Raw genomic sequence first — 24,991 nt, 5'->3', positions numbered from 1 at the left:
GATGCTCGTTACGACAAGGAAAAATTAGGGCCTCGGAATGCGTTACATAAAGTCTTAGGCTAAGCTTTATAACTGGGTTTCAGCTTAACGACGACAAAAAGGGTGGAAAATTAAATTACACTGATATTTGGTCGCGGGCGATCGGCTACTATAGTAGGGGGTATTGTTGAGGTCGGAATTATGATGAAGCTTGGTTTGCTGGTGCGATCGCAAAACCTCTCCGCAGAAAAATCTCCAAACAACGACTTAGGAATCGGAAAAGTTACCGAGCTATCCTACTCTACAGCAACGGTTGAATACTTCTGCTCGATCGGGCAACGCCTAGAAAAAATCTTACCCTTAACTTCGCTTTCTAGAGTTCGACTCCCGCCTCAGACACGATGTTACATCCAGCCAGAAAACCAGGATACATGGATAATTGGTCGAATTTTTGACTGGGACGAAGATAAAAGTCTGTATCGCATCGATCTACCCGATAAAAAGATAGCATTAGTTGCCGAACAGGAAATTTACGTTCGCTGCAACCTACCCATCGATGATCCCATCGAAACTCTAGCGATGAAAGGTCAGGAAACGCCTTACTTTCACGATCGGCGTTTAGCTTTTGTCCGGTGTCTGATCCAACAGGGCGCCGTCAGTCGCGGGATGACAGGGCTGATTTCTGCCAATATTGACCTTTATCCCCATCAAGTTGAAGTTGTCCGCCGCGTGCTCGAAGACCCGATTCAACGCTATCTTTTAGCTGATGAAGTTGGACTGGGAAAGACGATCGAAGCAGGTGCTATTCTGCGCCAGTATCTCCTCGATGAACCCCAGGGACGTGCAGTGGTAATTGTACCGCAATACCTGCGGGAACAGTGGCTTCAAGAATTAGAAAATAAATTCTATCTCTCTGACTTTCTCTCTGAATTTGCCGATCGCGTCCAGGTACTTGCAGTAGAGGATGTCGATCGAGTCAGCCCGAATGCCGCTTTGGGCTTCCTGATTTTAGATACCCTGGAAACTTTATTCGGAAAACCCGGCCCGTTTCAAGTGATATCTGCCGTGCAATTGCGACCAGAACCCTCTTACTGGTTTGCTTGGTGTCAAAGTGCAGAAATCAGAAAACAGCGACTAATTGAAGCTGTTTATCATCTCCCTCGCCCTCTGATTGTTTACGCCACCAAACGCGAAGATGTCAGGCGGTGGCAACAGGATTTATTGCGTGCTGGATTCAAGCGGTGTGCGATGATGACCGGAGAATCTAGCACAACAGAACGCTCTCAACTGATTCAAGACTTGCGCGAGAGACGAGTTGATATAGTAGTTGCTACTTCGGCTTTCGGATTGGGCGTCGATCAGTCAGATGTTCGAGCCGTAATTCATGCCTGCATCCCCGAAACTATCGATCGATTCTATCAAGAAGTCGGTCGCGGAGGTCGAGACGGCAAGGCTGCAATTTCCCTCGCACTGCATACCGATGAAGACCTAAAAATTGCCAAGTATCTTAACGAAAAATCTGCAATTACGATCGAACGGGGTTTGCAGCGGTGGGAAAGTATGTTTCTCAAAAAAGAACCCTCGATCGATGGTCGGTTTCGCGTTCTTGTCAATATTCCTCCATCTTTACAACTAGCAGATATTGACATGAACAGCGAACAGAATCAGGCTTGGAACATCCGCACTTTAACGCTGATGAGTCGGGCAAGTTTAATCGAAATGGATGCCGATCGACCGCCGCTTATCAAAAATTTTGAATCGAAAGACGCTTATCAAAAAGCTTGGGAACTGCACCGAGAATCCCGCTTTATTCGGATTCTAGATGAATCCCATCTGAAAAAACAAACCTGGGAACAGAAAGTAGAACCAATTCGCCAGCAAAGCCAAAACAGGAGCTATAAAAACTTGGAATTGATGCGCGAGGCTTTGCGATCGGAACGCTGTATTTCGGAAATCTTAGCTGAAGCTTACACTATAGGCGATCGTGCAATACCAGAACCGAGAAAGCAGGTGATAGTTTCTCGTGCTTGTGGCGGATGTCCTGTTTGCCGAAAAAACCGGGAATCAATATTTTCGGGAATTATGCCCGCGCCGATATCTGTATGGCAAAACCCTAAACTTTTTGTAGGTAAAGAACTAGAACGATTGCTAGCAGGAGATAAATTAATGCTGATTTTCTATGAATCTATGGAGGAGAAAAGTTGGAAACGCAAAAGCCCTCAAGTTTTTCAATGGTTGACGGAGCAAGGAATTAAGAATTTAGTTGTTACTCGCGAATTTCATAGTACATTAATTAAAGAACCAAATCTAATCCCAGATGCTTTTATATTTTTGTTTGAAAAATACCAACCCATTCTGATGCCGCGCATTCCTACCCTGATCTTTCATCCACCAGGAAAGGCTATTCCTGAGAAATATCTGTCACCAAACAGAACTTCTGACGCGCCGCTGATTATCGTGCTTCCGGTAGATACAGCAGATCCCAGTCGCAATGACCGCAAGCTAATTGATATTTTTCCAGGTAAATATTTTATGTTTAACCACTTTTGTACGGAGGTGAATTTATGAGCGTATTAAAAACTGCTTTGGCTGCTCCTAGCCGAATGCGAGGCATATTTAGATATTTACTTCAAGCACCCAAACAGCGAGAAAACAGGGAAAAACTCACTGGGCTGCTTTCTCCCGATAAATTATCAGAAGGGAGAAACAAAGGTGCGGAACATCCGATGTTTGATGCTGCACTGCGAGAAAGTATCAAGTGCGGTTTATTAATCGAAGAAAACGAGGATATTGCTATAAATTTTAATCTTACTGAAGAAGCTCGACATCCTCAAACTGGCGATAAGTTGTTGCCGGATACGCTGGTACAGCTATTTTTCGCTTCTGATAATGAAGATGAAGCAGATTTAGGCAGGTTAATAGCATGGTATTTAGCCCAAGATATTTATGATGCTCCCGATACATGGGAAAAAGTAGAACAGCTTGTCGCAGAGCAGGGAGTTGCTGAGTCTTTAGATTTGAAAATATCCAGTAATACTTTGTCCGGTCAAGTCGAGGATTGGATGTGTTATTTTGGGTTTGCTTGGAGTCATGCTTTAGGAGGAAACAAAAGAATAGTTGCCGAGCCAACTGCTTACCTCAAACGCAATTTAAAAGAGTTATTTCAAGGAGAAGTGCAAGCTAAACTTTCGATCGCAGATTTCGTCGATCGTTTAGCCGAAAAATGTCCTCTGTTTGAAACTGGCAAATTTCGAGAACAAGTTGAGGATAAAATCGGTTCTCGCTTGCCAAATCATTTATCAACTAGCACAGCTTTTGCTTTATTCCGCCTTCAGGATGATGGCTGCATCCAGCTTATAAAAGAGTCGGATGCCGATTTATTCATCCTTCCAATTGGTGACAAAGAAGCAGGATTTTCTCATATTATTTGGACGGGAGTAGAACTATGACTTTTACAAAATTTGTTTGCTGGGATGTCGATCGCGTTCGCCGCGTGATGGGTGTGGAAGCTACCCAAACGGCAGATAGTATATTTCTGGCAACTCACCATCCGATCGCCATGTACCGCCAGGAACTTATCGAAATACCGTCGCAAGTTCGCTACAGTGAGGAACAATTTCTGAAGGATTTTCTGGCAGAACAAGATTTCGCTTTCGTACCAGTTTTAGGAAGTTCTGGCACAGGAAAATCTCACCTGATTCGGTGGCTAGCCGCCAATATTGAATCGACACAAAAGCGTCGAGTTTTGCTGATTCCCAAAATAGGAACGAATCTCAAAGATATTATCAGTTTAATATTAGAAGGGATGGCAGGAGCCACCTTCGATGAATACCGGCAGCGTTTAAATCGAGCCACTAGCACCTTGACTGAAGCACAAGCGCGGGAACAAACTCTGAATCAGCTTGCTGCTGCGGTTGGCCCAAATGGTCGGGGCGATCGCACTAATCTTTCTGATGCACAAGATTACCTAGTTGATGTAATTGACTCTTTTTTATACGATCCATTTTTCCGAGAACACTGGCTAAAGGATGGAGGAATTATTCATCAATTAGTTATCCACATTCTCGGACATCGAGATACGGTAGAAATTGTGGAAGAACGGCGGCAATTTTCCCTTGAGGACTTGCCTCTAAATGTTTTAGACTTGCAAAAAGCTGGGGAGAGATCGCGGGAATTTTATAGCTTGTTAATCGGCGATGATGATATCCAAAAGGAAACTGTAGATTGGTTGAACCGACATTTAGATGAAGCGATCGCTCAAGTTTTGAGCCTCGGGCGGGAAGATTTGCAAAGATTAATGCGAGAAGTTCGCGAAACTTTAGCCGAAGAAGGAGTAGAATTAGTTTTGCTAATTGAAGATTTTGCGAAATTTCAAGGAATCGATCGCGAAGTTTTAGAAGCAGTTTTAGCGAGGCCGCAACAAGCCGGAGGTAAATCTTTGTGCGCGATCCGAACGGCGCTAGCTTGTACTACGGGCTATTTTGACGGTTTGAGGTTAGATACTGTAAAACAACGGATTACTTTTAGCGTTAATCTCGATGTCGGTACAGTTGGAAAACAACAATCTTTAGTGAATTATTCAGATATCAAACAATTTGTGGCGCGATATCTCAACGCGGTGCGTTTGGAGGATAAAATAATTCAAGATTGGGCTAAGTCTCGCAATGATGAAGATTCAGATAAAGCAGCTTTAAGTAGTGCTTGCAGTGAATGCGAACACAAACTAGCTTGTCATGCAGGTTTTGGAGAAGCGGACGGTTTTGGTTTGTATCCCTTCACGCCTGAAGCATTAGAGCAGATGCTTGCCAGGGTAAACCCCGAAACTTTTAAACCTCGATTTTTGATTAGAGATGTTCTCAAGTGGACTCTAGAAAATTCTATTTCCGATCTTAAGCATGGAGACTTTCCTGCTATTTCTCTGCGAGAACATTTTGGTAAGATGCGGCTGAGTGCAATGGTTCAGGCAGATATTAAAGCCAAAGACCAACAAAATTACGATCGCCGCCAAATTCTCCTCGATTTGTGGACTGATAGTAACGAGCTTTGCGATTTGCACCCGGAAATTCACTCTGCATTCGATCTTCCTGCACTGGGCCTGAAGGTACATTCGACTAAAGTTTCACCATCTGTTTCGCGGGCTAAAGAGTCTAGAACTTCGGTTAATAATTATCAAGTTGAGCCGCAATCTCAAACTGAAAAATTTCCCGAAAAACTGACAAAACAACTCCAAAATCTCGATCGCTGGAACAACCAAGATATTCTCCCGCAAGATATCGGTGGAGAACTGCGACCGTTGATTTACTCAGCGATCGGCGAGCGGATAGAATGGGACACAGAAATGCTGCTTAAGGGGAGTTTTGCTAGTAGTGGGACAACATACTTTAAAAGCAGAAATATTACTTTTTTCAGTCCAAAAGTGACAAGGGAGACGATTTCTGGAGTTAAATTATCTCTTCCCCTTAATCCTGATGATGCAGATGAGTTTCGAGAAAGCGCGATCGCCTTTCAAGCCATTTTGCAGTACAATCATTACAAGCATTGGAAGTTCCCCGAGGGCGATCGCTACTTCCGCACCTACGCCAAACAACTGGAAAGATGGAGTCAGTATGTTGTTGGCCAGATTCGCCTGTATCCCCGCGAGTCTGGGGAACCCTGGAGTCCTGTACCTGCGGCAGTTGAGCTACTGGCGATCGCAGCAACAATGGCCGGAAATCCTGCAAATTCGATGGAAGATTTGATTAATAGTTTGTTTCTCGACTTAGAAGCAAAAGATTTAGAAAATCGTTCAGCTAACTGGAAAAAGCTATTTAATAGCTTGAAAAACCAGCGCGAGGCTTTACTAGAAATTGTTACCAGCCGCACGGCTTGCACAAAAGGAAGTTCTAAACAATTTCAGATTATTGATGTTGTACAAATCCTCGATCCATTGCAACAGGTTAGCAAATCTTGGCAACTTCAATGTGAAATTCCGGTCGATGTTCGAGAAAAGTTTCCCGAAATCAATAAAGCGCGTCAAGCTGCGGATGAAATGCTAGAAACAGCGATTCAAGAAGAGTGCGATCGGCAACTTGCTGTTTACAATTCTCTCATATCTGAATTAGGAGAAGACATCAAGAAAAAAAATGTTATCGATTTAGTCAAAAAGGCGATCGATAGTTCAAAAGAAGCTGGTGTATTTCGAGGGAGAAAGAGTGGCGATGACCTAACATCTGTAGTGGAACAGTTTAAACGAGTTGGGCTTTCTAGCTATTTAGAAACAATGAAGCGCGTGCAAGCTGAGAAAGATAATTCAGATAGCAAACCGAGCAAGCTGCTTAAATATCTCAGCGAAAATCATCAAAAAGCAATGACAGAAGCTTCGGAATTTCTCGGAAACACTAACAATTTTCTTGATGCTTCTATAAGCGATGTCAATAACCAGATTGAACTACTAGAAAGGTCAGGTGGCGCGACAGTAGAATCTTGCCATAGAGCTATTCAAGATGGATTGGCTAGACTGCGAAATCTAATTACTGAAATTAAAGGATAGATAATATGCTTGTCGAAAAATCCACTCAACTGATTGAGTTATCTCAAAAAAAAATTAATCTTCAAAGGTATGCAACTAATCTTCAAGGCTTTCAATCTCGACAACAACAAATCGAGCAAGCTGTCGCTGGAACTATACCTCTCGTTCAATGTTTGAGAGCTTTTCATCAAAGAGGACTTGCCAATTTTGCTTTAGCTCAAAAAGCAGATACCCTACTGATATTTATTACGGATGTTGAGGCAGAATTTAAAGCAGATCCTGAGTGGATTATAGACAATGAAAATTTTAACAAAAAGAATTTCACTACTAGGATAGAGCAATTACAAAATTCTCTGAGAGAGCAATTGAATCAATCTTGGCAGTGCTATCGAAATCAAAATAAGCCCAGCACTAATAATGAAATCCTGAATTTATTGGATAAAGTTTCGGCATTTAAGCCAACTGTTCAACGGATTAGAAGTTTAGATTTGCAAATTCGGGACTCTAACTCAATTCCCCAAAGCATTGAGGATTTTGAGAAAGTCGATCGGCTAATTGAGCAATTAAAGCAGTGCTGGGATGGCTTAAATGCTGATGAGGTTCCTGAAGCAGTGCTTCGTTTTCTGAGAGTTGCTGCTAATGAGGGTGCTACCCTGAGTCTTTTAACGCCAGAGGTAAAAGATTGGTTGGCTAAAAACCGTCTGATTGATTCTTTACGAATTCGCTTGACTTAATTATGTTATGTTCGATATTTTAGACTGCATTTTCTAACGTACAAACAAAGTAGAATTTTAATAGATTAGATTCTAGGGAACGGTGAGGGCGGTATTGTTGGTGCAACTCCGCAGTTGAGAAGTTGTCAATAATTTTGAGTTGGAGTTCTTCAGTCAAAGTTTCAATATTTTCAAATCCAGTAATCCACGGCGCATACATACTTTCGTATTTATCGATGTAATCATTGATATCTTGGTAGCCCGTGGTTCTTGCAATCACCTTTTCCGACATATAATCAAAGGACAACTTGAAAGATTTAACATTGTCGCGAATTTGTTCTAATACAAATATGACATCTTTCTTGGCAAGTAAGGTAGTGTTACCTTCCCATAAAAAGTATGTAGCTTGCTCAAAATCAAAATCGTTCTGTTTCAGCAAAGCGATTAAATCATCTTGCACGTAATCGCCGGGAATGTAGCGGACATTGGCTGTAACTTTGTTAGCTTTGAGAGTTGAGGCTTTTAATTCAAGTGTCGCGCGATCGTCTATTTCCCAATAAGCCACTGATTCTCCATTCATTCTCGCAGCGCGAGTATCCAAACCCGATCCTAAAATCACGACTTGCTTGCAGCCTGCTAAAATTTGATTTGACAACACATCGTCAAAATATTTAGTACGCAACTTAATCATTTCTTTAGCCGCCGGAGAGTTTTGAGCTATTTCGCCCGCAATTCTTTTTGTTTCCTCATTCAGCCAAATTTTGACTACATTGTCGGTGTAAAGAGGAGCAGTTTCTGCATTTTCTTCTGCTCTAAATTCTGCGACAACAAAAGCAGTTGCTGTTACATTCTTACTCATTGCTCATTTTCCCCCTTAACTATTAGATATTTCCAGAAAGTCCTTTCTTGAACAGGCAAGATGCCTGTTCCACAAGAATTATTGGATGGATCTATTGATTTCTCGCATCTGCTAAAGTCTGATTGTTCGCCTCAGCATCATCATGCAATTCTGCTTGATGAATTTTATCGGGAATCAGCCCTTCCGGCCGCACGATCATCATCACAACTAAAGTTAAACCGAAGAGAAATAAACGCATTTGAATCGGGTCTAAACTGGTGGCGAGAAAGTCTGCTAACTGCGGAATTGCTATTCTCGGCAACACAAAAGTATTCATAAAACCTTTGAGGACTTGGGCGAGTTGGGGTAGATAAAGCCGATCGGCAGACATGATAATGATACCGCCCAAAATCACGCCTGTCATGTTGCCCAAACCGCCTAAAATCACCATGCACAGGATGATGACGGAGACTGAGAAATCGAAGACGCTGGGAAAAATGGCGCTGATATAAGCTGCGTAAAATGCGCCTGCAAACCCCGAAAATGTCGCTCCCATTGCAAAAGCCGAAAGTTTGGTTTTGACGAGGTTAATGCCCATGGCACTCGCTGCTAATTCATCTTCGCGCATGGCATTCCATGCCCTTCCCAAACGGGAATCTTGCAGCCGCGAAATCATGAAATATGCGAAGACAACTAGCAGCAAAATTAGGTAGTACCAGGGAAAGTAGTTACCGGTGCTGAATGTGCCGACGATCGGGAGAGATGGACGCCCGATCGGGTTTATGCCCGCTTCGCCGCCGGTGAGGTTAAAAGGTCGATCGCACCCAACGAGACAAAGCACCAATTCCGGCTTACCCAAAACAGCAGCGACTATCTTCGAGATTGGTTCGTCGATGCGAATCGCGGTTAAATTTCTAAATACCACCGGAATAATTTCACCAAAGCCGAGGGTGACGATCGCCAAATAATCGCCCTTGAGTCGCAGTGTCGGAATACCGAGGATAACGCCCGATAGGCCAGCTACACCAGCGGCGATCGGCAAAACCACCCAAAAGTTCCAAGCAATATTTACCTGTCCCGAAGATAGCAAAGCCGTCGTGTAAGCGCCGATCGCAAAAAACGCCGCATATCCCAAATCCAACAAGCCCGCAAAACCCACAGTAATATTCAAACCCAGCGCCAACATAATAAAGATTTGAATCTGTACTACCGTAGCAATCCAGCCGGTCTTAGCCTCAAGATCGATAAACGGAAACAGAATTAAGATAAAAGCTAATGTTACCAGAGTAGCCTGTCGCTGGCGTTCTCCCTGCAAACCCTGCAAAGCGCCCATTAACGTAGCTGTCAAAATTGCGATCGTCAAACTGCAAATTCCGTGCAGTAAAGTAGTCGGCAAATCCACCGCAGATTGACCAGAAAAAGGTCGAATCACAACTCCTTCGAGGACGCTAGCAACTAACAGCCAAACTCCCAATCCCAATCCGGCTAAACTGCCAATTGTCGCACCCATTTTCGGGTTGTTAACCTTCTGTTCCTGACCAGCCATAAAGCCTGCGGCTGTGCCCATCAGCCAGCCGATGACGGTGCCGCTCCAACCGCCGAATAGGAGGACTGTCAAAAAGGCGATCGCTCCTAGAATACCACTAGATTTAATTGCTTTGATTATTTTGTTTGACATAGAAGAAGGAAGAAGGAAGAGGGAAGAAGGAAGAGGGAAGAGGGAGTGATATCAAATTGGGAGCGGCTATCCCTCGGTTTGAAACCAGGGAATATTTAATGGGGCTACTGTATTGCACTCAATTGAGAAGTGCTATGTTACAAATAAACATAAATTTTAATTGTATCTATCGACACAACATTAAGTATTTTTTCAGTAATATAACTTAGCACGATCGCGGACTATTTTTTATCTTGAATATAAGATAATATACTTTAAGCTTTTGCTACACAGGTGCACGACACCTAGCCTGCTTGCTCTTCTTACATAATTTTCCTGCCTAGTATGCACAATAATCCACGAATTATCCACTTAACCGAGGTTTCGGCGACCGATTTCCCCACTTCCGACAACTACAGGTACAAGTGCCGCGTGCAGATGCTCTCCGATGAGGGACAACCTTTGTTGCAAAAGGATTCCTTTAGCCGCAAGCAACCAAGCTGGTTATTGGATCTGAAAAACAACGGAGACTGCACGATCGCCATTACCCTATGCTACCGGGAAGGAGATATTACTCTGCCCTGGCAGGATGCCGCAACGGTCACATTGGCGACGCAGGATTACCTCAATGGTGAAACCAGCGCCGAGTTAGAATTTCCGATCGCCAACTGGAATCTAGCACCTCAGTTGAAGTTGAAAACTCGCCTTACCCAAAGTACCAGTGACGTAAGTAGCAGCACGCTGACGCTGTTGGGACATTCGGGAAATCGTCGCCTCCACGCGCCAGCAAGTCAGAGCAACGGCCAAAATGAATTCGAGATGCCCGAAGCGGTTCCCCTCACACCGCAAGAGGAAGTAATTGTCAAAGACGTTTGGAACAAGCTGCGGGCGTGGAAAGAATTGCAAATGGAAAAGTTCTTGAAGCGCCTCTTGCTGGAGGCTCCAGAACTAGAGTACATCTTTGGGGATGCCCTCGACACCGTAAGCGACTACTTTTTTGAGTTGCTTGACTGTTGCGTACATCAGCTTCAGCCTTATACCCAGAACGTGATTTCGGAACCTCTGATGGGGGTGCCGGCAGAAAAAGGTGATAGCTTCGATAATGTTCAGGATTACGGAGCGCTGTTTGCCGATATGGGGATGCGTCCTCATCACTGGTTGAAAGCCCGGCAGGTGTGGATGTGGATGTTGCCGTCGATTCCGTACCTAGAAGAGTACGATCGCGAAAATCTAGCAAAAGGAACCCACTCCGCTGTTTACCGATTTTTCAACACCGATGTGATTGTCCCAATGGTAGAGGCGATGCGTCGCTACGAAGAGGCAATGCTTCCAGATGTCAAGCAACGCATGGCGGATTCTTTAACCATCCTCAGACAGAATACGCAGCAGATTGGAGAGGCATTTTTTCAAACTCTATTTGAAAAATACCCGTTCATGCTGCCTATTTTTGGACGGACAAACATGGATTATCTGTCCTTGAACCTGTTTGAGGTATTGGAATTTTTGGTTAACTGCTTCCACGGCGGCAGTAGAGACGAACTAATTCAAGATCTCCGCGTGTATATCTTTAATGAGATTGACACAGACGGGACTGGAACAATCTCTATTGAGGAACTCATCGATTACTCGCGCAAGTCCGGGCTATCCATCCCCATCAGCGAGTTGAACGATCTGTTTGCTCGCGTAGATGTCGATGGTAGTGGCGAGATTGACTTTGATGAATTTGAAGAGTTGATAGTCCAGCAGTTAGGAACCCAGGTGAGTATTGATGATATACCCTCCTGCGCCTATGCTGGTATGGTACAGGTATTGGTGCTCATACTTGAGAAGTATGTGCCAGACTTCACCCCTGAGTTAGGGCACGCATGGCAGACGTTGTTCGATCGCGTTATTAACGTGATGAAGTTGCCCAAGCTGAATGAGGAGCGATTTCTCAAAAAAGCCAAGCAGTATTTGAAGCAGATTGCTACCGAGCAAGAATGGGAACCGGAGGATCAAGCGCGGCGTTGGGTAGAAATCCAAGAGGAAGTGAAAGCCACAGGCACTTACACCCACACCTACGAAGAATTAGCCTATGGGGCACAGTTGTCGTGGCGCAATGCTTCCAAGTGTATTGCTCGAATTCAGTGGAATAATATGGTGGTGCGCGATCGCCGCTATGTCACCAACCCCGACGAGATGTTTCGCGAGTTAGAAGAACACCTGCGATACGCCACGAATGGGGGCAATATTCAAATTACGATGACCGTCTTCCGTCCCAAACAGCCGAAGGAACGCTGGGGCCCACGCGTCTGGAATTCCCAATTGATTCGCTATGCCGCTTACGAGCAACCGAACGGGAGTATTATGGGCGATGGCGCCAACTTTGAGCTCACCGCAGCAATCTTAAAACTCGGCTGGCAACCACCGGAACCACGCACACCCTACGACATCCTCCCCCTAGTGATTGAAGTCCCAGGAATGGAACCGAAATTCTATGAGTTTCATCAAGACGATGTACTGGAAGTGGAAATTGAGCATCCCACAATTCCAGAGTTCAAGTCCCTCGGCTTTCGGTGGTATGCCATCCCAGCCATCAGCAACTTCCGCATGGACATCGGCGGCATTACCTACGCCTGCCTTCCTTTCAATGGCTGGTACATGGGTACCGAGATTATGCGGGATTTCTTGGAAGATTGGCGCTACGACAAAACGGAGGACATCGCCAAAGTTCTCAAGCTGGATACCAGTTCTGAGCAAACGTTGTGGCGCGATCGCGTAGCATTAGAACTCAACATCGCTATCCTATACTCATTCCAAAAAGCTAAAGTTTCGATGGTGGATCACCAGACTGCCTCCAAACAATTCATCGCCCACGACTTGCGCGAAAAGAAAGCAGGGCGCGAGTGTCCGGCAGATTGGGGTTGGGTCGTACCACCCTCTGGAGGGAGTACCTGCCCAGTCTGGCATCACCAGATGCGCGACTTTTACCTAGACCCTGCCTATCACTATGGAGCCGATCGATGGACAGTGGAAGACGGCATTGACCTGGAAAAATTCATCACTACTACCGACGAGGACGACAACAAGCAAGACCGCATCCTGATTCTCTACGCCTCTGAAACAGGTACAGCCGAAGGCTTTGCGCGGAAAGCCTCCCGTCAACTCCAGCGCTACAAAGCGAAAGTGATGGCCCTCGATGAATACAATACCGATACCCTTGCCTCTGAAAAGCTCCTCCTAATCGTCACCTCCACCTTCGGTAATGGCGAAATCCCCGGAAACGGCCAAAAATTCCTTCAGTGGTTGAAGAAACAGCCTGCGGGTTCCCTCAGTGGGTTGAGCTATTCCATCCTCGGCATTGGCAGTACCGTTTACGAACACTTCTGTGCTGCGGCAATTTCGGTAGATAAAACACTCGCAAAGGCAGGGGCTAACTGCATTGTGCCGTTGCATAAAGGGGATGAAATTAAGGGACAGGCAGACACCTTCAAACAGTGGCTGGGACTCATCTCCCGCGTTTTAGGTGAGGATGTCACCTCCGCAGATGCCACAACCGCATCCGCCCCAAAACTCAACGTTACCTTCTTAAATGAGGCAGAAGCGGCAACCGTTGCCCCTCTAGCCGTGAGTGGAGATAAAGCCATCGAAGTTCCTGTCGTCGCAAATCAAGAACTGCTCCAAGAGGTGATTCCTGGTAGTCGTTCTACTCGTTATATCATGTTCGATATTTCCGATAGCAATTTGCAATACGAAACCGGCGATCACGTTGCTATTTATCCTTGCAATCCACCAGAATTAGTACAGCGGTTGTGCGATCGCCTTTCAGTCACCCCTAATACCTATTTCACAGCTAGTTACGTAACACCAGATGGCACTCAAATAGAAGACCAACCCCCCATTGCCGTCCCAACAACCGTAGGTCAGGTTTTCTCCGAAGAACTCGATCTAGCTTTGCGGGAACCCTTCAACGAACTGCTTACCTACCTGTACTCCGTAGCCCAAAATCCCCAGGAGAAACATCGCCTAGAAACCTGGCTGGAGATTCTCCGGCAGGTAGACGACAATGCCGACAGCGTTTTGCTCAAGAAAACGATCGCAGACAACTTCATGAGTGTTCTCGATCTATTTGATGAGTTTCCCTCAGCAGAGATTACCCTCGCCACCCTACTAGAGTTGCTGCCGAAGCAAAAGCCACGCCTATACTCGATTTCCTCCTCTCCCTTGCTCCATCCCCAGCACCTACAAATCACCGTTGGCGTGCTGCAAATCAAAACCGACGCAGGCAAAGTCCGTCAAGGACTCTGTTCCAACTACCTAGCTGGACTGGAACCCGGAGCGAAGGTTCGCATTGGTGTCCGTACTTCTAGCTTCCGTCCGCCTAGCGAACTCGATGCACCGATGCTGATGGTAGGACCGGGTACAGGGGTCTCTCCCCTGATTGCTTTCCTTCAGTACCGAGATGCCTTGTTGCAGCAAGGACAACCCTTGGGCGATGCTACCTTATACTTTGGCTGTCGCAATCACAGTGACTTCCTCTATCAGGAGCAGATGCAGACGTGGCAGAATCAAGGTGTACTTTCGGGTCTGGAAGTAGCATTCTCCCGTCTTGGAGACCAAAAGCTGTACGTGCAGAACCTCATGCAGCAAAACTCCCAGGATGTCTGGAAGCTGCTGAGTCATCCTAAGTGTCACTACTACGTTTGTGGGGATGCGAAGATGGCGGATGATGTGTTTGAAGTGATGCTCTCTATTGCCAAAACCGAAGGCGGTTTATCTCACATCGAAGCCGCCGTGTTCTTCGACAATATGAAGCAAGAAAAGCGTTTCACGAGCGATGTTTGGGGCGTGCAGTTGAACTTCAAACAAGCTATCAAACAGGTGCAAAAAGATAACTACTCTAAAGCCGAAGGGTGGCTAATTCGGGTGCAGCAGTCAAGTGACAGTGAAGCACCAGTCAAGGAATTGGCGCAACCGCTAACTGTCTAACATTTGGGACTGTTAGCATTAACAAAAGGAGCTGGAAGCGAGAAGACTTCCAGCTCCTTTTGTTAATTTTGTTTGAATTGATTGATATCAATTCCGGTTGCACCGGAATGATTGTTGACTGTTGACTGTTGACTGTTGACTGTTGACTGCTGCGATCGCTTCTGGATTTGCAAGCGTATATTTCAGGCGATCGCAAATCCGGTATGCTTGCGTACTTCAGGCGAATGAAACGCCAAAACAATGCAGTTTTCAGGAACACCACCCTCCAGTAATTCATCAGTAATGCCGTCTTCCATACCATCATAATGAATCCAGAGTTTACCGTTGCGAATTTCAACGTGAATGAGGCAATAGTGGAGTCGCTTGTGCCCCTCCCAGCCTTCAGTCATCAATAAAAAATCATTTCGGTCTTCGCTGACAATGACTTTGTTATTAATCTCGGCGTAATTGTAGGGTAGGCTGGCATAGTACGACAGGATTTTATAAATCAACTCACGGTATTCATCTAGTTTATCCATCTGGTAACAACCTCCTGAATAGGATCGATAACGATAATTTTCATTGCTCTATCCTCAAGTACGACTTGCACGATATCCTCCTGAAAGAAGCTGGTATAAATCTCTTCAGTAATGGCTAGGTATAGGGCGCGATATGGCTCTCTTTTAGAGAGTATTTTTAAGTACAAACTGTATTGTCCGATCGCATTTTCCCAATCTTTGACTAGAGACTTGCCGACAAAACTTTTGATTTCAACTGCAATTTTTTGTCCCTCGCGTTCGGCTGCTAGTAACTTTTTAGCTCCCAAATCCACAAACACACTGCGCGAACCAAATTGCAGAGTCAGAGGATCGTCTGTAATTATCCACCCATCCTTTTCTAAAGCAGTCCTTATTTGATAATGATAAATGTCTTTTGCCATTTTTTCAACCCTGCACCTTTAAACCTTCTCCTGAACATTCTCACCCAACAAACCGCCCGGCCGGAAAGCCAAAATCACCACCAAAACTCCAAACACCCAAGCATTAGTCCAGCGACTCGACAAATACTGATCGCTCAAAGACGACAACACCCCAATCAAAACCCCTCCTAACATCGCCCCGACAATATTGCCAATCCCCCCCAAAACAGCCGCCGTAAAAGCCCTCAACCCCGCCGTAAAACCCATCGTAAACACGATCGTATTATTGTACAAACCGACCAAAATCCCAGCCGAACCAGCCAAAGCCCCACCAATCAAAAAAGTCAGAGCAATAATCTGATCGACATTAATTCCCATAATTTTAGCAGCATCGCGGCTTTGAGCAGTTGCCCGCATCGCCTTTCCCAGACGAGTGTACTGCACAAACACATGAAGCAAAACCATTAATACCAGAGCCACCACCAACACAATTAAATCTTTTGTAGTAAATACAATACTTGTTTGAATTCCCATAGCTTTGAGAATATCAACTCGCGGCAACAAATCGGGGAAGCTTTTCGGAGCCGCCGAATTAGAACCCATCACCGGAATAAAAGCTTTCAATCCTCCCCAAAATAATCCCAGATTTTGGAAAATAAAAGAAACCCCGATCGCCGAAATTAACGGAGCCAAACGAGGAGCATTTCGCAAAGGACGATAAGCATACTTTTCGACCACAATATTTAGTCCAGCACAAAACACCGAACATACAACCAAAGCGACTAACATCACCGGTATCGCAACACTTAAAGGTGCGCCGTCTTGAATCCCAAAAGCCCCGAAAACAGTCAGCGAAGCAAAAGCACCCAACATATACAAATCGCCGTGAGCAAAATTGATCAGCTCAATAATGCCGTAAACCATCGTGTAACCCAAAGCAATAATTGCAATCAGCGCCCCGTTGACCAAACCCACTAACAACTGTTGAATCAACACTTCTGGGCTGCGGACTATTTCGCCAATAATTTTCGGTAAGTCAAATCCTGCGATCGGGCCTAACAACAAAACTATATACGCTACACCTATATATAAGAGAATACTTTTCCAGTTTTTCATAATTATTGGAATTGGGAATTGGGAATTGGGAATTGGGAATTGGGAATTGGGAATTGGGCATGGGGAAGTTCTACTCGTTCCCAGGCTCTGCCTGGTAACGCAGATCCGGAGGCTCTGCCTCCAATTTTTATACTAGAAAAGCGAGACAATCTTCCTACTAGAAAAGCGAGGCAATTTTCCTGGTATAAGAGCGAGGCAGAGCCTCTAGACATCGGTTCCCAGGCAGAGCCGGGGAACCAGTTAACCAGTCAACTGACAACAGTCAACTGACTAATTATTCAGTCTTAAGTGCACTCACAAATTCCCACTTACCAGCTTTAACAACATTTCCTGACATTGTAGTCAAGCTAGTATCACCATTAGCATCAAAACTCCAATTGCCAAGTACGCCGTTAAAATCTTTAGTTGCCAAAACAGCATCGCGGATAGCCGCGCGGTCATTTTTGCAAACCTTATTAATTGCGCCGATAATCACCTTAGCAGATTCATAAGCATAAGCTGCATAAGCTTCTGGTTCAGCATTATATTTTGCCTTGTAGCTTTCATACCACTTCGCACCAACGCCAGTCAATTCTTTAGGAGGCAAACCACCAAAAGTAGCATAAACTCCTTCAGCATCTTTGCCTCCGGCATCAATTAAAGCTTGTTCTTTAATGCCATCCGGGCCCATGAATTTAACTGCATCAGCAGTCATCCCGACATTTCTCATGTCTTTAATGATTTGTCCAGCATTACTTTGAGTAGTGCCACCAAAGTAAATCATGTCGGGATTTAAAGCTTTGATCTTATTCATTAAAGCTTTGTAATCACTGGCTTTGATATCAATTCCCTCCCGGCCGAGGACTTGAATTTCCAACTTTTTAGCAGTTGCTTCAAAAACGTCAGCAATACCTTTGCCATACAGTTCTTGGTCGTCGAGGATGTAGACTTTTTTAACTCCTAAAGATTTCGCCCAGTTGCCAGCTACAGAGCCTTGGAGGTCGTCTGCGGGGACAACGCGACCGAAATTGCGAGTGCCTGTAGGGTAATAAACGTTGGGTTCTTTCGGCTCACCTTTTCCTGGTTTTGTCAAGCCCGGATAGGTGGTAGCGGGACTCACCATCGCTATATTGGCTTGGTTGAGCACGGGAATTGAAAGTTTGGCGGCACCGGAGTTGTAATGACCGATCGCACCAACTACCGAACCATCCGCTGCTACTTTGTTAGCATTCGATGTGACTTGGCTGGGATCCCATTTGCCAGCCGCAGCAGTCGCGTCATCGAGAATCTCGTATTCGATTTTGATTTTGCCATCGCAGGCTTTAGAGTCGGTTTCGGCAAGGGCTTGTTTGACACCGTTGACCATTGTTTGAGCTTGACCCAAGGCGCTGCCTGTCATGGGGAGCATGGAGACTATTTTGACGGTATTTGGGTCTCCGGGGGTGCTAACGACGATGGGAGAGGCTGCGGGAGAGCTTCCAGGACTGCTGCCGGGGGTTGTGGCGCTTGGTGTTTGGGGACTCTGACAACTGGCGCAGAGAGAGGCTATGCCGGCGGCGAGGAGTAATGTCCGCAGCCCGCCGGTGTTGAGATTTTGTGTTGGGTTGGTTTTTGTGGATGTGGGACTTTTGCCCCCTGATTTTTCTGAAAAGTTCATAGGTTGGTTTGTTTGTTGCTTGCGTCTTAGCATATTTTCACTCTCTAAGTCTGTAAGTCAAGACTTAGCACAAGTTAAAAAAATTTGTCTCAACTGTGAATTTTAGTTGGACTGGCGTATCAGACATTGATGCCATCCCAGAGTTCCTCAATGGGGAATGTTTGTCCCGTTTTGGCTTGGTGGAGGGAGGTTTTCAGATCAGCGAGGATTTGGTCGTTGGAGTCGGTGTCTGAATCAAAATCTGAGTCGAAGTCTGGGGCGATCGCGGTTTGTGTCCGACTGGTCAAAAATTCTAGGAATGTCAGGGTTTGCTCTAAAAGCGATTCAGGAGTTCGTTCGATCGCTTCTAGAAGGCGTTGTTTAATCAGCGACATAAGATGATATCTCAATCTAGCTCTTCTTATTTTATCAGTATGTGGTCAAGAGTTAGCACAAGATGCTCAGATATCGACAAAACGCATTCATTCCTCGTTGACTTAATTAAACAGAAATGGTTTAACAGATAGAATCATACGATCTAACTCTGTTTTGTTGTGTTTGAGAAGATCGTGTCCCCATAATCCATTCGTGTTATTATTGGAACAGTCATTTGCAAGGGCTTCTCCGATATTTTCAAAATTCTTTCTAATATCGCTCCTTAACTTCTCTGGTTCAGATAATACTCCAAGAACAAATACTCTATTTTCTAAATCCTCGGGAATCCGCTCCTTTACATAACTAAACCTATCTTCATAATTTTCATCAAAATCAATCAGCAAGACCATCATTCTTTCTTTCTGGAAATTTTTTCTTCATTTCAGAGGCATGATTTTTTAGGAATTTCTCCACAACTTTTTCCCAACCACCAGCAGGCCGCTCAATCTGAATAGCTCTGGAGTAAAGGTCTAGAAAATTATTAAATCCATTTACGATCTCTTCATTAGCACGGTCTTCTGGCAACACAACAACATGAGACTTGTATGGATTTTGCTTCTCTTTCATAATTCTATGTCGCCGCGAATCAAGGTATCTACAAGATCGCCACTGACAGGTATATCACTGAGCAACCTAACTAAGGTTGGCTCTAAGTGACTTTTTCGATCGAGTACAAAGGTATTTTCATTTGAAAACTTTCTGATTGCTTCTTCATTATGTGAGGTCGCTATAATCTGACCGCTATCCTTAAATGAGCGTCGTAGTGATGTAAGAAAATGTCCAACCTCTGACAGAGAAAGATAGTTATCAGGTTCGTCCCAAAAGCAAAAAAGTGGGCCGTAATACTTGTTAGCAGCTAAGACAACAGCACAAAGAAAAAAGCATTTCTCCCCATCAGATAAGTCTTTAAAGTCAACACTCAGATTGGCATTCTTTTCTTCAAACCGAACAATCATACTTTTAGAGTCTTTCCCGATTTGTTCATTCAGAAAATCCTGAAAGTCAGGCATAACTTCTTGGAGGTATCTGTAAGCCTGTGTGTAGGCAGCAGGGTAGCGACTGAGTAACCCAGAGAACCACTCCCCAAAATTTGAACCGTCTCGTTTTGGCTCCAACGTTTCCCCGTTAGAGTCTCCAGTCATCAGGCTTGGGATCGGGGCTAAAATAATCGTGCGCGCCAGCCAAGTCTTGAAAATACGAAGCGGATCGGTTTCTGATTGTTCTTGAATCACTGGAAGAGCAACGAGATGCCAATCCACCAGAAACTTAGCTTCAGGATTTCGCGGGCTGGTGTAATGAATAGTGACTTGGGCTTCCTTGCGAGAGTAAATTGGATTTCCTGAAATTAACAGTTGCTCTTCAAAAACTCGAAGCTCTCTAAAGTTTTCTGGTAATTCCAATGCCAGAATATATTTGTATAATTTATTGTCAAGTAATACTTCTATCTCAAATCGAATTGGAACATCAGACCTGCCTCGATTGAAATCTTTCGGGTCGATAAGACCAAGATGATTTTTATCAAAATCACGCATTCTGTTAATGCCTCGACCGATGTGTTGAAGGATTTCCAATACAACGCGGATGGTTGATTTACCTGCACCATTTTTCCCAATTAAAAGGGAGGATGGCATCTCTTTGAGAATCAGTTCAAAGTTCTCCAGGCATCTGAAGTTATGTACGTATAGTCTTTGGAGCATAGAAAAACGACTCCGAGGAGTGAAAAGTTAAAAAAATGGTCAGCTTACTTAACCAATATACAATATTTCCACTTCACAACACCTAAATAGGTTGTGGTAAATGTAGGCGAGTCACCCCGTACCTACGCCGGATGAAGCGACGCAACTGATCGGGGGATTGCCCCTACAAGATTATGCGGAAAATATGAACGGGCGATCGCCATTTCAGGTGTGATTTAACTCACATTGTCACAACTACAATCCCCAAATATCAACTAGACTGCGCCATCAAATCCGAATCCTTTTTTTCCTTAGACCGATCGACACTAAAGTCTTCATAGTACGATCGCTCAGTATTCACATCCCACAAATCGTGCTTTTCCCCAAGCAGATTTCTCACCGCCAGCATCCCCGTCAGCATAGAATGGTCTTGGTTGTTGTATCGGTGCATACCATTTCGCCCGATCGTCTGCAAATTCTCAATCCCAGTCAAAAAACCTTCCAAAACCCGCAAATGTCCGCGATATTCGGCATCGTAAACAGGATAAGCCTTCGGCTGCCTCAGCACCACCCCATCCTCAACATCCGCAGCTTTTGCCAAACCCAACTCAACCAACTCGCGAGTTGCTAACTCCACAAGTTCAGCATCCGACATTACCCAAAGTTCCTCGCCTTCATTGCAAAAATACTCCATTCCCAAACAAGTTTTGCTCGCATCGGGAACCAATGCAGCACTCCAATTCTTAAAATTCTGAATCCGTCCGACTTTCACTTCGGGAGAATGAATGTAAATCCAGTTGTCAGGAAACAAACTTGGGCGATCGACAATCAGCGATACAATCAAAAAATCTCGATATTTTAGCGATCGCGCCGCGTGCAACACTGGCTCAGGCGGCTGCGGTTTCATCCGTGCTACCAGCGCCGATATCGGCATACTTGTAATGAAATTATCCGCCGAATATTCAACTATTTCTCCGTTATGTTCAGCAGTAATAGTTTTAATTTTATTACCTTCACGCTCAAAGCTAATCACCTTAGTATCGAGATAAACTTTGCCGTCTTTAGCTTCCACAGCTTCAGCGAACTTTTCCCACATCATCCCCGGCCCCAAAGCCGGATAGTCAAACTCTTTGATTAAAGTTTTAGTATCATTACTACCAAACAAAGCATTAATTATTGCGGTTGTCAGTGACAGCCCCTTAATCCGTTGCGCCGCCCAATCTGCTTGAATTTCCGAACAGGGAATTCCCCAAACTTTTTCTGTATAAGTCTTAAAAAATGTTTTGTACAAGCGATCGCCAAAACGATTGATTACCCACTGTTCAAAAGTTTCTTCTTTGGGAAGCGGCCAGAGTCTAACTCTCAGATAGCTCAAAATAATTAGCGCACTCTCAATTATCCCCAAATTAAACAGAGTATTGAAGGCCCCGATCGGATAGTTAAAAAATTTACCTCTATAAAAAATTCGCGACAAGCGCGGCACTTTAATAAACTCATTTCCCAGTACCTCTTGCCACAACTGCTGCACCGCTGCAACTTTAGTATAAAATCGGTGGCCGCCAATGTCGAAACGATAGCCTTTGTAGCTTTCGGTGCGGGCCAACCCGCCAACTTTATCCCCTTTTTCGAGTACAACAGGGACGATCCCTTGCTTGACTAGCTCGTAAGCAGCCGTCAAACCCGCAGGCCCAGCACCGACGATCGCCACAGGATAATGTTTCACTCAGCCTACCTCCAGCCTTTTTATTGCACTATACAATTATTTATAACTTCTAAAATTAATATATGCACCAGTGAATACCCTGATAAAATATCGATCGGCTGGAAGTTGAAGGACAATTTGCCTTGATTTATTGAGCGGATACTGGCAACCTAACTTTGCCAGTCAACAGCTTTTTTTGGGATAAGTGACGACCCGTGCCGATCGCAAATGCCAGTCCGCTGTAAAAATAGAAAAGCCAGTGCCAAGGAATGGTTTTCAGCGCAAATAAGATACCGTGTTTTTGCTGAAAAAATCGATAAAGCTCTGAATTAATTGCTACTAAGGGTATTGCCAGCAACCCAGCCAATAGCAGAAAGTTCAGCGACCAGCACGTCCCCACCACTGCCAGCAGCATGGCATAAGTTAAAACTACACTAATTCGGTTCGATACTTGCAAGTTGAGGTCATTATTCAATTTGCGATCGCGCCAAATCAGTTCAGTCCAAGGCAGCGCTCGGTAAAAAAAGTCAGCTTTCACCATCCCCACCGCTTCCCAGCGCTTTAAATGCTTGACTTGCAATGTTTTGCACAATCGAATTTTATAACCGGCTTGTTTCAAACGGTAGCCCAGCTCAATATCCTCGATCGAAGCTTGGCGATAACTCTCATTAAAGCCACCCATCTGCAAAAAAATTTCCCGGCGAATCACTCCGCAAGCGCCCCAAAAAGTCGAAGCTTCTTCATTACCTGTTTGGTGCACGTAGTGGTGGAGCAAGTTCCTGTACTGCGATAAAAAATCGGGATCTCCAGGAGCATCGTCATAGGAACCGATCAAAGCAGCTAAGTAGGGATTATTTTTGAACACCGATTTCGCATAACCCACAGCCTCAGGACAAACAGCGACATCAGCATCCACAAAAAACAGAATATCTCCCTTCGCAGCTTGCGCTCCAAAATTTCTGGCTCGGGCGGGGCCGCCGCATTCGGGAATTCTGATGACTTTGGCGCCGAATTCCTTGGCCAGACGCCAAGAACCGTCGCTTTCCCCATCTGCTACTACAATAATCTCGATCGGCTTCGGTCTAGCTTGAGCCAGCTTTGACAAACAGGTGCGGAAGTAAGCTCCCCCATTGTGGACTGGGATAATTACGGATACAGTCGGTTCGTTAGTATAAATCATTACCGAGTTTGTTTTGAATTGCATGGAAAACCAATGATTGAATTTCAATGCTCCTACTTTACGAAAAGTAAAATCAGCTCTACATTTTTGTTTATAACCCGATTTCTGTTTATCTTCAACTAATTTTTTTGCTGGCAATGTAGGCTGCATTGATCCCCATTCATGCCTGTATTCTAAGCCACATCTGGCTGAGACTCACCTGATGAAGACAACAGCTTTACGAAATCTTTATATATATCATTGTTTTTGTAAACCTTCTAAAAAGCCCCACCAGCCATTGTGTTTCAGAGTATTCCACCGCACAAGAATTTGATTTTTTTTGACCGTAACAAGTATAAAAAGCAACATATGATATACTGAGACTCTCCGGCGATCGCGAGTTGCCCAGTACAGTTGATTTTATATATGCGATCGGCGAGTCACTCCTGCACCAAGTCTGTATCCCGACTGCTGTGTCAATGCACATTTGATGAGTTTTGGCAATATATTTCAAATGTACACCTGCAAATTTTCGACGGTGTGCGATCGACCTTACCACTTTGTTAAGATACCATTAAATCGGTGCCTGAGAGTCAAAAATTTTACATAAAAAAGTTTTTATATCGCATGAACAACACCAAACACAATTTAAATCAGCCATTAATTTCAGTAATTATACCGGCTTACAATGCTGAGGAATTTATTGCCCAAACAATCGAGTCTGTGCTATCTCAAACTTATCAGAATATAGAGATTTTAGTTGTGGACGACGGCTCTACAGACACAACCGCTGAAATCATCAAATCTTTTGCTCAAAAAGATAGCCGAATCATCTTATTGCAGCAATCAAATGCAGGTGTAGCCGTCGCTCGCAACCTAGCCTATTTACACTCAAAAGGCGAACATATTGCTCCGATCGACGCTGACGATATTTGGTACCCGCAAAACCTGGAAAAACAAGTTGAATGCCTGACAAAATCGGAATCTTTTGTTGGAGTTATTTATTCCTGGTCATTGGATATTAACGAAGAAGGTTTGCTGACAGGTGGATTTTACAACTCAACGATCGAAGGATCGGTTCACGATGCCTTAGTTTATAAATATTTTATCGGCAATGCCAGTTCATCTCTAATCCGTCGCGCTTGCTTTGAAAAAGTCGGCGGTTACAACTGCAAATTCAAACTAGAAAATGCTCAAGGTTGCGAAGACTGGGAATTGCACCTCCGCATCGCCCAATACTATCAATTTAAAGTAGTACCGGAGTATTTAGTCGGCTACCGACAGATTTCCAGCAGTATGTCTTGCAACTATGCCGCAATGGCAAAAGGCCATACTTTAATTTTGGCAGATGTCCGGCGGTATCACTCGAAAGTTCCCGAGAAAGTTTACTGCTGGTCTAGCAGTAATTTTTATATTTATCTAGCTGTCAAAAGCAACCGCAACGGCAATTACCGGAGTACATTGTTTTGGCTATATCGAGCTTTAAAAGAAGATTTTGTGATGGCTTTGCTGCGGCATAATTTGTATTTATTGTCAATAGAAAGTTTGGTAAAAATGATATTAGGATCGAGAATTGAATCGGGATTGGAGTTGAAGCAAACATCGGATTCAATTGCCGGGACGACAATTTATGCGATCGAAAAGCGAATGAATATTCACAGAATGTTGCCGTCGCAGGTGTATGAAAAAATGCGGTTGAAGAGTTTGGGAAATCGAGCAGTATAATA

19 protein-coding genes are annotated in these 24,991 nt (G+C 44.5%); 7 read left to right on the top strand and 12 right to left on the bottom strand.

The window, feature by feature from the left end:
• Nucleotides 1–180: 180 nt before the first annotated feature.
• From dpdF to JGK07_RS06005, 4 genes are read left to right on the top strand one after another with little or no spacing between them, the layout of a single operon-like run.
• On the top strand, nt 181–2,547 hold the full coding sequence (dpdF, locus tag JGK07_RS06020; protein ID WP_293241556.1) for a protein DpdF: 2,367 nt from the start codon (nt 181–183) through the stop codon (nt 2,545–2,547).
• Nucleotides 2,544–3,428 (top strand): protein DpdG, encoded by an 885-nt coding sequence (gene dpdG, locus JGK07_RS06015; RefSeq protein WP_293190847.1) that lies wholly within the window; start codon nt 2,544–2,546, stop codon nt 3,426–3,428. The genes dpdF and dpdG overlap by 4 nt, the downstream gene beginning before the upstream one ends.
• On the top strand, nt 3,425–6,508 hold the full coding sequence (gene dpdH / locus JGK07_RS06010) for a protein DpdH (protein WP_293241553.1): 3,084 nt from the start codon (nt 3,425–3,427) through the stop codon (nt 6,506–6,508). The genes dpdG and dpdH overlap by 4 nt, the downstream gene beginning before the upstream one ends.
• 5 nt (nt 6,509–6,513) lie before the next feature.
• Nucleotides 6,514–7,221, top strand: a complete 708-nt coding sequence (locus JGK07_RS06005; RefSeq protein WP_293241550.1) for a hypothetical protein — start codon at nt 6,514–6,516, stop codon at nt 7,219–7,221.
• A 19-nt stretch (nt 7,222–7,240) separates the two neighbouring features.
• Here the strand turns inward: JGK07_RS06005 and JGK07_RS06000 are convergent, their stop codons facing one another.
• Both JGK07_RS06000 and JGK07_RS05995 read right to left on the bottom strand, forming a co-directional pair.
• The gene (locus JGK07_RS06000) at nt 7,241–8,059 is read right to left on the bottom strand and encodes a class I SAM-dependent methyltransferase (RefSeq protein WP_293181696.1); all 819 of its coding nucleotides are present in this window, start codon (nt 8,057–8,059) and stop codon (nt 7,241–7,243) included.
• A 91-nt stretch (nt 8,060–8,150) separates the two neighbouring features.
• Nucleotides 8,151–9,716, bottom strand: coding sequence for a branched-chain amino acid ABC transporter permease (locus JGK07_RS05995; protein WP_293181695.1), 1,566 nt, complete (start codon nt 9,714–9,716; stop codon nt 8,151–8,153).
• 324 nt (nt 9,717–10,040) lie between these two features.
• On the opposite strand from JGK07_RS05995, the gene JGK07_RS05990 reads away from it, so the two are divergent.
• The gene (locus JGK07_RS05990; protein ID WP_293181694.1) at nt 10,041–14,663 is read left to right on the top strand and encodes a nitric oxide synthase oxygenase; all 4,623 of its coding nucleotides are present in this window, start codon (nt 10,041–10,043) and stop codon (nt 14,661–14,663) included.
• A 182-nt stretch (nt 14,664–14,845) separates the two neighbouring features.
• Here JGK07_RS05990 and JGK07_RS05985 read toward each other — a convergent pair whose 3' ends face one another.
• The 3 genes from JGK07_RS05985 to JGK07_RS05975 are packed head-to-tail and all read right to left on the bottom strand — an operon-like array spanning nt 14,846 to nt 16,677.
• Nucleotides 14,846–15,181, bottom strand: a complete 336-nt coding sequence (locus JGK07_RS05985; RefSeq protein ID WP_293181693.1) for a XisI protein — start codon at nt 15,179–15,181, stop codon at nt 14,846–14,848.
• Nucleotides 15,169–15,582, bottom strand: a complete 414-nt coding sequence (locus JGK07_RS05980) for an element excision factor XisH family protein (RefSeq protein ID WP_293181692.1) — start codon at nt 15,580–15,582, stop codon at nt 15,169–15,171. The genes JGK07_RS05985 and JGK07_RS05980 overlap by 13 nt, the downstream gene beginning before the upstream one ends.
• A gap of 18 nt (nt 15,583–15,600) precedes the next feature.
• The gene (locus tag JGK07_RS05975) at nt 15,601–16,677 is read right to left on the bottom strand and encodes a branched-chain amino acid ABC transporter permease (protein WP_293181691.1); all 1,077 of its coding nucleotides are present in this window, start codon (nt 16,675–16,677) and stop codon (nt 15,601–15,603) included.
• 18 nt (nt 16,678–16,695) lie between these two features.
• Between JGK07_RS05975 and JGK07_RS05970 the strand changes: the two genes are divergently transcribed.
• Nucleotides 16,696–16,947: a hypothetical protein gene (locus JGK07_RS05970; protein ID WP_293181689.1), complete on the top strand. Its 252-nt coding sequence runs from the start codon at nt 16,696–16,698 to the stop codon at nt 16,945–16,947.
• A gap of 4 nt (nt 16,948–16,951) precedes the next feature.
• On the opposite strand, the gene JGK07_RS05965 is transcribed toward JGK07_RS05970, so the two are convergent.
• From JGK07_RS05965 to JGK07_RS05935, 7 genes are all read right to left on the bottom strand, one after another.
• Nucleotides 16,952–18,313, bottom strand: coding sequence for a branched-chain amino acid ABC transporter substrate-binding protein (locus tag JGK07_RS05965; RefSeq protein WP_293181687.1), 1,362 nt, complete (start codon nt 18,311–18,313; stop codon nt 16,952–16,954).
• A 119-nt stretch (nt 18,314–18,432) separates the two neighbouring features.
• Nucleotides 18,433–18,687 carry a hypothetical protein gene (locus JGK07_RS05960; protein WP_293181685.1) on the bottom strand — a complete coding sequence of 85 codons (255 nt, stop codon included), beginning with the start codon at nt 18,685–18,687 and terminating at the stop codon, nt 18,433–18,435.
• 102 nt (nt 18,688–18,789) lie between these two features.
• On the bottom strand, nt 18,790–19,080 hold the full coding sequence (locus tag JGK07_RS05955; RefSeq protein WP_293181683.1) for a hypothetical protein: 291 nt from the start codon (nt 19,078–19,080) through the stop codon (nt 18,790–18,792).
• Nucleotides 19,061–19,294 carry a hypothetical protein gene (locus JGK07_RS05950; RefSeq protein WP_293181681.1) on the bottom strand — a complete coding sequence of 78 codons (234 nt, stop codon included), beginning with the start codon at nt 19,292–19,294 and terminating at the stop codon, nt 19,061–19,063. Before JGK07_RS05950 ends, JGK07_RS05955 begins: the two co-directional genes overlap by 20 nt.
• On the bottom strand, nt 19,291–20,424 hold the full coding sequence (locus JGK07_RS05945; RefSeq protein ID WP_293181679.1) for an AAA family ATPase: 1,134 nt from the start codon (nt 20,422–20,424) through the stop codon (nt 19,291–19,293). Before JGK07_RS05945 ends, JGK07_RS05950 begins: the two co-directional genes overlap by 4 nt.
• 250 nt (nt 20,425–20,674) lie before the next feature.
• The gene (locus JGK07_RS05940; RefSeq protein ID WP_293190840.1) at nt 20,675–22,126 is read right to left on the bottom strand and encodes an NAD(P)/FAD-dependent oxidoreductase; all 1,452 of its coding nucleotides are present in this window, start codon (nt 22,124–22,126) and stop codon (nt 20,675–20,677) included.
• A gap of 127 nt (nt 22,127–22,253) precedes the next feature.
• Complete coding sequence (locus JGK07_RS05935; RefSeq protein ID WP_293181752.1) at nt 22,254–23,285, bottom strand: glycosyltransferase family 2 protein; 1,032 nt, start codon at nt 23,283–23,285, stop codon at nt 22,254–22,256.
• A gap of 606 nt (nt 23,286–23,891) precedes the next feature.
• Between JGK07_RS05935 and JGK07_RS05930 the strand changes: the two genes are divergently transcribed.
• Nucleotides 23,892–24,989, top strand: a complete 1,098-nt coding sequence (locus JGK07_RS05930) for a glycosyltransferase family A protein (protein ID WP_293190839.1) — start codon at nt 23,892–23,894, stop codon at nt 24,987–24,989.
• Nucleotides 24,990–24,991 lie beyond the last annotated feature (2 nt).

This window comes from Microcoleus sp. PH2017_24_DOB_U_A, assembly GCF_020738205.1.
GTDB lineage: Bacteria > Cyanobacteriota > Cyanobacteriia > Cyanobacteriales > Microcoleaceae > Microcoleus.
This window is presented reverse-complemented; position numbering and strand designations above follow the sequence as displayed.